We start from the raw sequence: 13,825 nt of genomic DNA, 5'->3' as shown, positions 1-13,825 counted from the left end.
ATCCCCATTATTAAAATCATTTTGTATACTTTTTAATTTTTAGTATTTTCCGGATTAAAATTTGATTTAAATTCGTTAAACGGCCAGAATCTAAATGATACTTTACCAACAATTTGATCTTTATCAATTAAACCAAATGAGCGACTATCCTTACTTACTTCACGATTATCACCTAAAACTAAGTATTTGTCTTTAGGTATTACATTTGTTTTAGGATTAACATTTGGTAAGTCTTTAACTTTAAATGTTCCTGTAATATATTCGGTTTGTTTTCTCTTTTCATTATAATTTAAATATGGTTCTTTTTGTTTCTTTCCATTGATGTATAAAGTGTCATTTTTATACTGAACACTATCGCCTGGCGTTCCAATAACACGTTTTACATAGTCATCCTTTTTATTAGCGTGGAAAACAATGACGTTACCTTTTTTCACGCCACCAATTTTATAACCAATAATATTTACCATTACACGTTGACTATCTTTAAGTGTAGGATCCATTGAATCACCTTTAATAGTGTACGGCTTAGCAATAAATTTCCCAATTACAAATATAAGTGCTAGCGCTACGGCAATGGCGACAATCCATTCTACTATTTCTTTTTTCAATTTTCACACCTCTTCTAATTTCTAAAAATCATAGGCAAATTCTTTAAAAGGGTAATATTTTAAACTCACATCGCCAATGATATCTTTTTTATCAATTAAACCATAGCGTCTTGAGTCTGATTTTTTATCATCATTATCATTTAATACAAAATATGAACCAGGTGGTACAGTATCTCCATCTGAATCTTTAATATCTCGTAATGCAATATTATTTATTTGTCTATTTTTACCATATTGTTGATTGACGCGTCTATCATCTCTAAATAAGTTATGATTTTTAATTTCAATTGATTCTCCAGGTTTACCAACAATTCTACTGAAATGGATTTTATTGTCACGACTATACATGATAACATCCCCATCTTTAAGTAAATCGAAAGTCACCTTTATTTTATTAACAATCACTCTATCATCCTTCTTCAAAGTTGGAGACATATCATGATTTGGTATAACCGCCCCAACAACAATAAATGTTTGAATGAATAGTACAATAATAATTGCAAAAATTAAGGAAATCAAATATTTAATCGTGCGTTGCACATTGTCACTCCTTAGTAGAACCCATAAAATATTTTTCCACTTTTTTACTAATAAACCAAAGTGCAACGAGTAATAATAACATTATTAATGCGCGAATAGGATTAGTAAAAATAGTAGTTACTTCTCTTCCCATTACTCCTAAAATAGTAATTGAAATAAGTTTTGAAATAGTTAAAACAATAAAATAATACTTTACCTTAATATGAGATAAACTTGCTACTAAATTAATCAATGTATTAGGTGTAAATGGAAAACATAGTAAAATAAATAAAGGTATTAAACCTTGTCTATCTATAAAACTTATAAGTCTTTGTACAGATTTTCTTTTCTTCACATTTTTCATTTTTTCAGTATTAATTAATTTCTTACACACTAAAAATACAGTAAATGTACCAGTTACGATGCCTAACCAACTGATGATAATTCCCGGAATTGACCCATAAGCGTGCATTAATAACACAACATAGAGTGTCAAAGGTAACACAGGTACAATTGCTCTTAAATAGAGCATAATGAACCCAGGAATGTATCCGAATTGCCGAAATATGTCAAACCATTCTTCTAATTGATGAAACGACAAAACATCAAATCCTTTCTAGGGTTAATATTACTTTATTATTATAGTGGTATTTTACGCTTTTTGAAACAACTAAATTTTGTTCACAACATAAATCAAATTTTAGTGATAAATACTCTTTTTGATATTTATATGAAAATTAATTATAAAATCTCAAACAGAGTATGAAAAAAGCCAAGAACTTAAGAAATATTCTCAAGCCTTGGCTATAAAATTACTATATTTGAATGATAACTTACAATCGAAAAATTATAAGCGATCTTCTAATTCTTTTTTCTTATCTTCATATCCTGGTTTACCTAGTAATGCAAACATATTTTGTTTATAAGCTTCTACACCAGGTTGGTTGAATGGATTAACTCCTAATTGATAACCACTCATTGCACACGCAAGTTCAAAGAAATACACGACATAGCCGAATGTTTCTTCGTCTAGTTGAGGTATGTTAACTACGATATTAGGAACACCACCATCAGTGTGCGCTAATAGTGTTCCTTCAAAAGCTTTCGTATTAACTTCATCAATTGTTTTACCAGCTAAATAATTTAATCCATCTAAATCTTCACTATCTTGTTCAATAGTAATATCATGTTTAGGATGATTAACTTTCACAACTGTTTCAAATAAGAAACGACGACCCTCTTGTACGTATTGTCCTAAAGAGTGCAAGTCTGTTGTGTAATTGGCACTTGAAGGATAGATACCTTTGAAATCTTTACCTTCAGATTCACCATATAATTGTTTCCACCATTCATTAAAATATTGCATAGAAGGCTCATAGTTTATCAACATTTCTGTTGTATAACCTTTGCTATATAAAATATTGCGAATAGTTGCGTATTGATATGCAATATTTTGTTCTAAATCTTCAGATGATAATTCTTCACGTGCTTTAGCTGCACCAATCATAATTGATTCGATATTAATACCAGCTGTTGCGATTGGTAATAAACCTACTGCAGTTAAAACTGAATATCTTCCACCTACATCGTCAGGTACTACAAAAGTTTCGTATCCTTCATTATCTGCTAATTGTTTTAAAGCACCTTTTGATTTATCTGTAGTCGCAAAAATTCGTTTTTTCGCTTCATCTTTTCCATATTTATCTTCGACTAATTGTTTAAATAATCTAAATGCAACTGCTGGTTCAGTAGTTGTTCCTGATTTAGAGATTACATTTACTGAAAAGTCTTTATCAGCTAAATAATTTACTAATTCTTGAGTATAACTTGATGATAAATGATTACCTACAAATACAATCTCTGGATATTCATTACTTGTTCTGAATGATGAAGTTAGCATTTCAATAGCTGCTCTCGCACCTAGGTATGAACCACCGATTCCAATTACAACAAGTACATCAGAATTAGACTTAATACGTTTTGATGCTTCCACTATTCTTGAAAATTCTTCTTTGTCATAATCTACTGGTAAGTCTAACCAACCTAAAAAGTCATTACCTGCACCAGTACCTTTATGAATTGTATGATGAATCGTTTTAACGATTTCTTTTTGTTGTTCTAATTCATGTTTGTCGAAAAATTCTAAGGTTTTACCATAATCTAATTGAATATGAGTCATCTTATTGCCTCCTATGATGTGTACTATTTTAATTCTACTAAGTTTAAATGAGCTATTCAATTCCAAAGACTATCTCAATGACTGAAAAATGATTGTTCTGTGAATTTTTAAGTTAAATTACAAGTTATTTATAGTTTTTATCAGTATTTTCTTTATTAATCTTATATTCATTTTACAGAATTTTTAAATATATTAAAAATACCATTATTACAAAGTTTAATAATTGATATACCCATTACATCATTATCGCATTTTGAATATTTATGTAATAAAATGGTTTTATTTTCATCTGCAATCTGCTATGATGTATCCATATTAAAATTCTGAAAATTTATTAGAGGTGTAAACTTATGAAAGAAAAAATTGTTTTAGCCTATTCTGGCGGTTTAGATACAAGCGTTGCAGTGCAATGGTTAATTGATAAAGGATACGACGTCGTAGCATGTTGCTTAGACGTAGGAGAAGGTAAAGATCTTGATGTTGTATATCAAAAAGCATTAGATATGGGAGCTATTGAATGTCACATTATAGATGCAACAAAAGAATTTAGTGAAGATTATGTAAGTTATGCAATTAAAGGAAATTTAATGTATGAAAATGCATATCCCCTAGTTTCTGCACTTTCTCGTCCATTAATTGCTAAAAAGCTAGTGGAAATCGCTGAGAAAACTAATTCTATTGGAATTGCACATGGATGTACTGGTAAAGGAAATGATCAAGTACGTTTTGAAGTGGCTATTAAAGCATTAAACCCTAATTTAAAAGCATTTGCACCTGTACGTGAGTGGGCTTGGAGTAGAGAAGAAGAAATTGATTACGCAATCAAACATAACATTCCAGTTTCAATCAATCACGATTCTCCCTACTCTATCGACCAAAATCTATGGGGAAGAGCAAATGAATGTGGTATTTTAGAAGATCCTTATGCTGCTCCACCTGAGGATGCATTTGACTTAACTACACCTCTAGAACAGACACCTGATAAAGCAGATGAGATTATTATTTCATTTAAAAAAGGACTTCCAGTTCAAATTGACGGTAAAGATTATCAACTCGATGACCTTATTCTTTACTTAAATGAATTAGCTGGTAAACATGGTATTGGAAGAATTGACCACGTTGAAAATAGAATGGTGGGTATTAAATCTAGAGAGATTTATGAGACTCCTGGTGCTGAAGTATTACTCAAAGCTCACAAGGCGCTAGAAACAATTACTTTAACAAAAGATGTTGCTCACTTTAAACCAGTTATTGAAAAGCAATTTTCAGAACAAATCTATAATGGACTATGGTTCTCACCTCTTACAGATAGTTTGAAACTCTTTATTGATAGTACGCAACAATATGTAGAAGGTGACGTAAGAGTTAAATTATTTAAAGGCAACTCAATAGTGAACGGTAGAAAATCACCATTTACTTTATATGATGAGAAACTTGCTACTTACACTAAAGAAGATGCATTCAATCAAGAAGCGGCTGTAGGATTTATTGACATCTATGGATTACCAACACAAGTAAATGCAATGTTACATGGAGGTTATAGTGATGACCAGTAAAGCTTGGGGAGGTAGATTTGAAGCTCAACCAGAAGATTGGGTTGATGACTTTAATGCTTCAATCGAATTTGATAAAAATTTAATTAATCAAGATATTCAAGGTAGTATTGCACATGCCACAATGCTTGCGAATCAACATATCATTACACAGGATGAAGCTCAGTCTATCATTCAAGGACTAAAAAATATTCAAAAAGATTTTAATGAAGGCAATATTGAATTCAAAGCATCATTAGAAGATATACATCTAAATATTGAGCATGAGTTGATTCAACGTATTGGGGAAACTGGTGGTAAATTGCATACAGGACGTAGTAGAAATGATCAGGTTGCTACAGATATGCATTTATATACAAAAGAAGAAGTTCAAAATATTATCGAATTAATCAAATCATTTCAACATGAAATAATTAAACTTGCTGAAGAACATGTAGATACGATAATGCCAGGATATACGCATCTCCAACGTGCACAACCTATTTCTTTTGCACATCATGTAATGACTTACTTCTGGATGCTAGAGCGTGATAAAGGACGTTTTAAAGATAGTCTGAAACGTATCGATATATCACCACTAGGCGCTGCTGCTTTAAGTGGTACAACTCACCCAATAGATAGACATGAAACACAAGCCCTTTTAGATTTTGCTAATATTTATGAAAATAGTCTCGATGCAGTGAGCGACCGTGATTACATTATCGAAACGTTGCATAATATTTCATTAACTATGGTTCATCTATCTCGATTTGCTGAAGAAATTATTTTCTGGTCTACGGATGAAGCTAAATTTATAACACTATCAGATGCTTTTTCAACTGGATCATCTATTATGCCTCAAAAGAAGAACCCAGACATGGCAGAATTAATTAGAGGGAAAGTTGGACGAACGACAGGTCACTTAATGAGTATGCTAGTTACGCTTAAAGGTTTGCCTCTAGCTTACAACAAAGATTTGCAAGAAGATAAAGAAGGTTTATTCGATGCAATTCATACGGTCAAAGGTTCTCTACGTATCTTTGAAGGTATGATAGCTTCAATGACTGTTAATACTGATCGATTAAGTGAAACTGTAAAAAAAGATTTTTCAAATGCCACCGAGCTTGCAGATTACTTAGTAAGTAAAGGGGTTCCTTTTAGAACTGCACATGAAATTGTTGGTAAAATCGTGCTAAATTGTATTCAAAAAGGTATTTATCTTCTTGATGTACCGTTATCAGAGTATCAAGCACAGCATTCTAGCATTAATGAAGATATTTATGACTATTTAAATCCTGAAAATTGTTTAAAACGTCGTAAAAGTTACGGCTCAACAGGACAAGATTCCGTTAAACATCAATTGAATGTAGCAAAATCATTATTAGCTTAATATCTTTGAAATATGATTGAATGATGTTATGACACCTTCGAAATTTGTTAAATATTAATTAAGTTTTTTAATAATATTTGAAGTTAGTAAATTATATATAAAATTTCTCACATTCTCTTTTTCATCCTTTTAAAATGGTGTAATTTATATTTATCACATCAATTTGAAAGGATGTTTTTATGTTCAAATCTAAAAGAATAGTTTTGACGAGTTTGGTCGTGCTATTTATAGGTATCCTTTGTATTACTACCTCTAACTTCCTTAATACTAGAGGAGTTAAAGCCAATCAAAGTCAAACACAACAAACAACTAATACAACTCAAGATAACCATTTTAAACGTCAACCTGAATCTGATTCAGTAAGTGGAAAAACAAACGATTCACATCCTCACTGGTCTACTAATCCTACAGGAGAAAAATATACAACTATAGCTCATAGAGGTGCAAGTGGTTATGCACCTGAACATACATTTCAATCTTATGATAAAAGTCATAATGAATTAGGCGCTTCTTACATAGAAATTGATTTACAACGTACAAAAGATGGTCATTTAGTTGCCATGCATGATGAAACGGTAAATCGTACTACAAATGGCCATGGACGCGTAGATCATTATACTTTAAAACAATTAAAACAGCTTGATGCTGGAAGTTGGTTTAACAAAGCAAATCCTAAATATGCCAACAAGAACTATAAAAATGCAAAAGTACCTACGTTAGATGAAATTTTAGATAGATATGGCAAAAATGCCAACTATTATATTGAAACAAAATCACCGAATGTTTATCCAGGCATGGAAAAACAATTACTTAATACTCTAAATCAACATGGTATGTTAACAAATAGTTCATTAAAAAATGGACATGTGATGTTGCAATCATTTTCCGGAGATAGCTTACAAAAATTACATCAAATGAATCCGAATGTACCTTTAATTAAACTAATGAATAAATTCGAATTAACAAACGCTTCAGAACAAGATTTAAAAGCGATTAAATCATATGCAGTGGGTGTCGGTCCAGAATACACGGACTTGAATATAAAAAATACTAGACACTTAAAAGATTTAGGTTTCCTAGTACACCCGTATACAGTAAATAAAGTTAATGATATGAGACGTTTAAATCAGTATGGTGTAGATGGCGTCTTCACTAACTATGCTGATTTATATAAAGCAGTTTCAAAACAACAATAATAACCTCTTATTAAAAAAGACTTTGTGAGATAGTTAAACTATGTCACAAGGTCTTTTAATATGTAGTTAAATCCCTCACTAAGATTTATCATCAGTTTAATCAGTGCTTCTTGTTTAAACTGAAATTTCTAGATTTATTTATATTTTTCGGAAGTTCTCAACTGGTTCTTAACTTTAAAAAACCTACAACTCATTACAAGTTGCAGGTTTGCCTATCACTTTCTTTATATAGTTGTAAATATTAAGCCCAACCACGATAACGAGCAGCTTCTGCTGTACGTTTAATACCTACAATATACGCAGCAAGTCTCATATCAATTTTTCTGTTTTGAGCTAATTCATAAATTGTATCAAATGCAGTGACTAATTTTTCACGTAATTTTTCATTAACTTCTTCTTCTGTCCAGTAGTAACCTTGGTTATTTTGAACCCACTCGAAATAAGATACTGTCACTCCCCCAGCACTTGCTAATACGTCTGGAACAAGTAAAATACCTCTCTCAGTTAAAATACGTGTAGCTTCTGGAGTTGTTGGACCATTAGCCGCCTCAACAACAATGTCAGCTTTAATATCATGCGCATTATCTTCTGTAATTTGATTAGAGATTGCAGCAGGTACTAAAATATCACAATCTAATTCAAATAATTCTTGGTTAGAGATTGTTTCTTCAAATAAGTTAGTCACTGTACCGAAACTATCACGACGATCTAATAGATAATCTATATCTAAACCATTAGGGTCATGTAATGCACCATAAGCATCACTAATACCAACTACTTTGGCACCTAAGTCATATAAAAATTTAGCTAAGAAACTACCAGCATTACCAAAACCTTGAATAACTACTCTAGCGTCTTTAACATTCATACCTCTACGTTTGGCTGCTTGTTCAATTGCAATAACAACACCTAAAGCTGTTGAACGGTCTCGACCTTCTGAACCACCTAAAACGATAGGTTTACCAGTGATGAAACCTGGTGAGTTAAATTTATCTAGTGCACTATACTCATCCATCATCCATGCCATGATCTGTGAGTTAGTAAATACGTCTGGTGCTGGAATATCCTTATTTGGTCCAACGAATTGAGAAATAGCTCTTACATACCCACGAGATAATCGTTCAACCTCATGAATACTCATTTGACGTGGGTCACAAACGATACCACCTTTACCACCACCATACGGTAAGTTAACGATACCGCATTTTAACGTCATCCACATTGATAACGCTTTAACTTCTTCTTCATCAACTTCTGGGTGGAAACGTACCCCACCTTTAGTAGGTCCAACGGCGTCATTATGCTGTGCACGATATCCAGTAAAAGTTTTAACTGTACCATCATCCATGCGAACTGGAATGCGAACTTGTAAAAATCTTAATGGTTCTTTAATAAGATCGTACATTCCATCGTCAAATCCCAATTTGTGTAATGCTTCTTTAATAATCCCTTGAGTGGAAGTCACTAAATTATTATTCTCAGTCATGATCCTATTCGCCTCTTTTTAACTAATGATTTCGCTTTCAAATTTTATTGTAACACAAGTATACGCTTTTTAAAGGGTTTACAAAGCGAATGTTACAAGTTTTTGAACTTACTCAAATACACTTCTAATTTTATCTAATGCTAGGTCTAATTCCTCTTTAGTGATAACTAATGGCGGTGCAAATCTAATTACTGTATCATGCGTTTCTTTACATAATAAACCTTTTTCTTTTAAGGCTTCACAATATGGTCTAGCACTTTCATTAAGCTCTATACCAATGAATAAACCTCTTCCACGAACTTCCTTAATTGAAGGATGTTCAATTTTTTGAAGCTCACCCTTGAAGTATTCACCTAGTTCTAATGAACGGCCCGGCAAGTCTTCATCTATAATTACATCTAATGCTGCAATAGAAACTGCACAAGCAAGCGGATTACCTCCAAATGTTGAACCGTGTGAACCTGGTGTAAATACATCTAGCACCTCATTATCTGCCAAAACTACAGAAATTGGTAATACGCCTCCGCCTAAAGCCTTTCCTAAAATGTAGACATCTGGTTTAACATTATCCCAATCTGTAGCAAATAGTTTACCAGAACGACCTAGACCAGCTTGGATTTCATCTGCAATAAATAAAATATTGTGTTCATCACATAATTCTCTAATCTCTCTAAGATAACCTTCTGATGGTACATTAATACCAGCTTCCCCTTGAATAGGCTCAACTAAAATCGCTGCAGTGTTCTCATTAATTGCCTCTTTCAACTTATCAACATCACCAAAATCAACTTTATGGAAACCATCTAGTAAAGGACCATAACCGCGTTGATATTCAGCTTCTGATGAAAGTGATACTGGAGCCATTGTACGACCATGGAAGTTACCATTAAACGCTATAATTTCGGCTTGGTTAGGTTCAATCCCTTTAACATCATAAGCCCAACGTCGAGCTGCTTTTAATGCAGTTTCGACTGCTTCAGCACCAGTATTCATAGGTAATGCTTTATCTTTACCAGCCAATTTGCAAATTTTCTCATACCATTCCCCTAAGTTATCACTATGAAATGCGCGAGAAACTAAAGTCACTTTATCTGCTTGTTCTTTCAAAGCTTGAATAATTTTAGGATGACGGTGTCCCTGATTTACCGCAGAATAAGCTGAAAGCATGTCCATATATTGATTTCCTTCTGGATCTTTAACCCATACACCTTCCGCTTCCGAAATAACGATTGGAAGTGGTACATAGTTATGTGCACCATAGTGGTTAGTCAATTCAATAATTTGTTCAGATTTAGTCATAATATCTCCCCTTTGTTATCAAAATTATGAAACTTATTAACAATATCATAACTGATTTCTAACGGCTCTCAAGCTTTATTTTATTGAAAATGAAATACCCTCTAAAAATTTTTGCGTCGGCTATTTTAAATCAATAATTAAACACATCAAAAGTGAACACCAACATCTTTGAAAGCCCTTACAAATATAATGACACAATATTGCTACAATTTACAAGCAAAATTTACAATATTTCCACAACTTTTAATTTATAACTTACAACCTTTTAGAATAAAAAAATAAACCAAGTCCCTCTATTAAGTTGGAACTTGGTTTAGTATTGAAATGTTTATTTATCTTTACGAGGCAATGGATAGAATCCTTCATCAAATTGTTTCCATAAATTTGGTGGTAACTCATGACGATCTTCTCTATTCGGATCATATTCACTAATAATTTCATCTTCTTGTCCATTTTTAATTTTGCCGACAAAGTCATAATCAAGAAGAATTTCACGACCTAACGCAACAAGTTCTACACCGACATTGTCAATGGCATTCAACGCATCTTCAGGTGTAAATATTGAGCCAATACCAATAAGAGGCATACGACCATTAATCCAATGATGAATCAGTTTAAGACGATTTTCACCTTTGTATTTACCATCTCGTGTTTCAGAATTAACGTCCATGAGAGAAATATGAATATAATCTAACGGTTGATTCGCAATTTGATTAATAAGTTGTTCAGTAATTTCCATTGATATACCTGGAGATTCTGCTTCTTCAGGTGACAATCTATAACCCACTATGAAGTCATCATTAGCATATTCTTTTTTAGCTTTAACAACTTCTTCTATAACTGACATTGGGAATTTAAGATTATCTGCCCAAACATCGTTTCTTCTATTATAATAAGGTGACACAAATTGGTGGATAAGGTAATGATTCGCGCCATGGATTTCTACACCATCAAAACCTGCCTCAATCACTCTTCTTGTTGCTTCTCCAAAATCTTTAATCGTTTGTTCTATTTCGTCAGAAGTCATCTCACGCGCTTCGTGAGGTTCTTGCTGACCAAAACTCTTGAGTGTAATAGGACTAGGTGCGACAACATCACCTTGTGGTGTTAGATTAGGTAAAGCTTGAGCACCACCATGGTGAATTTGTACTATTGCTTTCGCACCATTTTTCTTCATTGCTTTTGCAAGTTCTTTTAGGCCTTCAATGTCAGAATCATGAGCTACTGAGGGCTGTCCTGGGAAAGCTTTCCCAACATCATTAACATTACTTGCAGCATTAATAGCAAGTCCTACATCTTTAGAACGTTTTTCAATATATGGAATTTCTACATCAGAAATCGTTCCATCATCATTCGATGAAATATGAGTTAATGGAGCTAAAACAAAACGATTTCTCAATTCTACACCATTAGGTAACACGAGTGGTTCGAATAAAGATTTATATTTATTATTCATGTGTTAATACTCTCCTTGTTTTTATGTTGTCACGACTATATCATGCAAGTTTTAAATATCTCTAATTTTTTGCTTGCACGTGCATTTTTATCGAAACTTTACCTTTAGAAAGGTAATTAGTTGAGATTACGCAGATTTCTTAAATCTGTTTTCCTTAGTATCACTTTTTATTTTTTCAAAGATAGAACGTATTTAAATTTATAAATTAAAAATTGCTTTTAAGACAAAAAGAAAACGATAATCCTACGACTATATATCGTAAAGATTATCGTTATGATGCGATGAATTACTCTTAGTGAGTTCATCACATATTGGCACGAATGTACAGTCATTCAGTCGTTACGAATGGCACGTTTAGACTGTTTGATCCAGACCGGTAAGCGTTCTTCAAGTGTTTGAAACCCATACTTTTCCGTCTCTCTTATTTCATCTAAGACTGACTGTTTTTCTTTTTTACGTTCATAATTTTTAAAGTAATCATTATCTTTTAAAGACAAGTTTAATTTTCCTTCATCATCGATGGATAAAATTTTAGCTTTTACAATTTGTCCCTCAGATAGAAATTTCTTCAAGTTATGGACATAGTCATCCATGATTTCAGAGATATGGATTAGTCCTTCAGTATGGTCAGGGGTCTCAACAAATGCGCCATACGGTTGAATACCAGTCACACGTACCTTGATATGTTGACCTACTTTATAGTGATTATTCAACGTGATAACCCCTTATTTCGATTTTTCTTAACACACATATCATAGCATAAATCATTTTTATGGACTAACTAAAACGATAATAAATTTCAATTATTCTAAAAATTGTTGTGTAACGCGTACCTTTTTAATCTATTTTAAAGCTACAAAAAAAGCTTTAAGTCATATACATCAACCAGACATATAATGACTTAAAGCTTTAATTCATTTAAAACATTTTAACGTTTAATCTTATTCTTCAACGTCGATAGATTCGATAACCACGTCATAAACTGGTTTATCTTGAGCGCCTACTTTAGTATTAGCGATATCTTCTAAAGTAGATTCCCCATCAATCAATTGACCAAATACTGTGTGTTTTTGGTCTAACCAAGGTGTACCACCCTTTTCACCATAAGCTTCAACTATAGGTTGAGGCCAGCCACCATCAAGTAATTGATTTAGCATATTTTCAGGAACTTCTTTCATTTGGACTACAAAGAATTGAGAACCATTAGTATTTGGTCCAGCGTTTGCCATTGAAAGTGCACCGTATAAATTGAAAGCTTCTAAAGAGAATTCATCTTCGAATGCTCCACCATAGATACTTTCACCGCCCATACCAGTAGCAGTTGGGTCGCCACCTTGAACCATAAAATCATTGATTACTCTATGGAATGTCACGCCATCATAATATCCGTTCTTAGAATGTGTCACAAAATTTTCAACTGTTTTAGGGGCAATGTTTGGGAAAAGTTTAAAAGTCATATCTCCCTTATTTGTATGCATAACGACTTTAATTTCGTTATCTTGAATCTCTGTATTTAACTGAGGATAGTTCGCCATTTAAATTCTCCATTCATGTTATGATATAAGCATATCTTAACACATTTGAAAGGAAGGAATATAGCATGTTATATCGATTTTCTCACAAGACTGGTAGTTATGGTGTAACTATTAGAGAAGAGAATGACGATCAAGTTTTAGTACAAGTTGAACAAGTCATTAAACACCCTAAACAAGGTGATTTACATAATCCTAACGAAACTAAAGGTGTCTTCTTTCATGAGCGTAAGGCTTTAAGCCACTTTGAAAAACGATATGCAAAACGTTCACAGCTACGAGAATTCAATGTAGAAGAAATGAATTACGAGGATTCACTTCAACAAGCTATTACAGATTTAGAACATCAATTAAAGGATGATGATTCTGAACATGCACGTCTCTCACTTAAAAATTTAAATGAACTTAAAGAGGATTATTCAATTCAATATAAAAGAGAATTTGTCTAAAATTCTTTTAAAAATGTCGTGAACGTTTACAAAACTTAAATTTTTTTCTGTGAAATTTAACGTGTTTCTTCTTATTTAACAGTCCCTCAAAATCAATGCCTTCAAGCGATTAAGAGGTTTTTCAGACTAAGAGCATTCATGTATAATGTAAGTCATAAATATTTTTTAAAGGAGGACAA

The 13,825-nt window shown here is 32.5% G+C and carries 13 protein-coding genes; 4 read left to right on the top strand and 9 right to left on the bottom strand.

All coding sequences use genetic code 11. The features are described from left to right. Window positions 1-32: 32 nt before the first annotated feature. The 4 genes from lepB (CM54_RS01850) to CM54_RS01835 all read right to left on the bottom strand — a co-directional run bounded on the left by lepB (CM54_RS01850) (window position 33) and on the right by CM54_RS01835 (window position 3,306). Complete coding sequence (gene lepB, locus CM54_RS01850; protein ID WP_037548566.1) at window positions 33-608, bottom strand: signal peptidase I; 576 nt, start codon at window positions 606-608, stop codon at window positions 33-35. 21 nt (window positions 609-629) lie between these two features. After that, the gene (gene lepB, locus CM54_RS01845) at window positions 630-1,148 is read right to left on the bottom strand and encodes a signal peptidase I (RefSeq protein ID WP_037548563.1); all 519 of its coding nucleotides are present in this window, start codon (window positions 1,146-1,148) and stop codon (window positions 630-632) included. 4 nt (window positions 1,149-1,152) lie between these two features. After that, on the bottom strand, window positions 1,153-1,728 hold the full coding sequence (locus CM54_RS01840) for a TVP38/TMEM64 family protein (protein WP_002433402.1): 576 nt from the start codon (window positions 1,726-1,728) through the stop codon (window positions 1,153-1,155). A gap of 246 nt (window positions 1,729-1,974) precedes the next feature. Next, window positions 1,975-3,306, bottom strand: a complete 1,332-nt coding sequence (locus CM54_RS01835) for a glucose-6-phosphate isomerase (RefSeq protein ID WP_002433131.1) — start codon at window positions 3,304-3,306, stop codon at window positions 1,975-1,977. 350 nt (window positions 3,307-3,656) lie between these two features. On the opposite strand from CM54_RS01835, the gene CM54_RS01830 reads away from it, so the two are divergent. The 3 genes from CM54_RS01830 (at window position 3,657) to CM54_RS01820 (ending at window position 7,424) form a co-directional block, all read left to right on the top strand. After that, window positions 3,657-4,862 (top strand): argininosuccinate synthase, encoded by a 1,206-nt coding sequence (locus CM54_RS01830; RefSeq protein WP_037548561.1) that lies wholly within the window; start codon window positions 3,657-3,659, stop codon window positions 4,860-4,862. Beyond that, the gene (gene argH, locus CM54_RS01825) at window positions 4,852-6,228 is read left to right on the top strand and encodes an argininosuccinate lyase (RefSeq protein WP_037548559.1); all 1,377 of its coding nucleotides are present in this window, start codon (window positions 4,852-4,854) and stop codon (window positions 6,226-6,228) included. Before CM54_RS01830 ends, argH begins: the two co-directional genes overlap by 11 nt. A gap of 218 nt (window positions 6,229-6,446) precedes the next feature. Next, on the top strand, window positions 6,447-7,424 hold the full coding sequence (locus CM54_RS01820; protein WP_443027715.1) for a glycerophosphodiester phosphodiesterase: 978 nt from the start codon (window positions 6,447-6,449) through the stop codon (window positions 7,422-7,424). A gap of 241 nt (window positions 7,425-7,665) precedes the next feature. On the opposite strand, the gene CM54_RS01815 is transcribed toward CM54_RS01820, so the two are convergent. The 5 genes from CM54_RS01815 to CM54_RS01795 form a co-directional block, all read right to left on the bottom strand. Then, on the bottom strand, window positions 7,666-8,910 hold the full coding sequence (locus CM54_RS01815; RefSeq protein WP_023350604.1) for a Glu/Leu/Phe/Val family dehydrogenase: 1,245 nt from the start codon (window positions 8,908-8,910) through the stop codon (window positions 7,666-7,668). A gap of 108 nt (window positions 8,911-9,018) precedes the next feature. Beyond that, entirely contained in the window at window positions 9,019-10,209 is a 1,191-nt protein-coding gene (locus CM54_RS01810; RefSeq protein ID WP_037548555.1) for an ornithine--oxo-acid transaminase, read from the bottom strand. A gap of 328 nt (window positions 10,210-10,537) precedes the next feature. Then, on the bottom strand, window positions 10,538-11,665 hold the full coding sequence (locus CM54_RS01805; protein WP_030065046.1) for an NADH-dependent flavin oxidoreductase: 1,128 nt from the start codon (window positions 11,663-11,665) through the stop codon (window positions 10,538-10,540). Window positions 11,666-11,997: 332 nt separating this feature from the next. Next, window positions 11,998-12,378: a S1 domain-containing post-transcriptional regulator Ygs gene (ygs, locus tag CM54_RS01800; protein WP_002433374.1), complete on the bottom strand. Its 381-nt coding sequence runs from the start codon at window positions 12,376-12,378 to the stop codon at window positions 11,998-12,000. A gap of 228 nt (window positions 12,379-12,606) precedes the next feature. Then, window positions 12,607-13,200 (bottom strand): peptidylprolyl isomerase, encoded by a 594-nt coding sequence (locus CM54_RS01795; protein ID WP_002433133.1) that lies wholly within the window; start codon window positions 13,198-13,200, stop codon window positions 12,607-12,609. A 65-nt stretch (window positions 13,201-13,265) separates the two neighbouring features. On the opposite strand from CM54_RS01795, the gene kapB reads away from it, so the two are divergent. Further along, window positions 13,266-13,646, top strand: a complete 381-nt coding sequence (gene kapB / locus CM54_RS01790) for a sporulation phosphorelay system protein KapB (RefSeq protein ID WP_002433108.1) — start codon at window positions 13,266-13,268, stop codon at window positions 13,644-13,646. The last annotated feature ends 179 nt before the right edge of the window (window positions 13,647-13,825 follow it).

Origin of the sequence: Staphylococcus sp. TE8 (assembly GCF_000692055.1) — a bacterium.
Taxonomy (GTDB): Bacteria; Bacillota; Bacilli; order Staphylococcales; family Staphylococcaceae; genus Staphylococcus; species Staphylococcus capitis.
The sequence above is the reverse complement of the archived record's forward strand: the minus strand, read 5'-3'. Positions and strand labels throughout refer to the sequence as shown.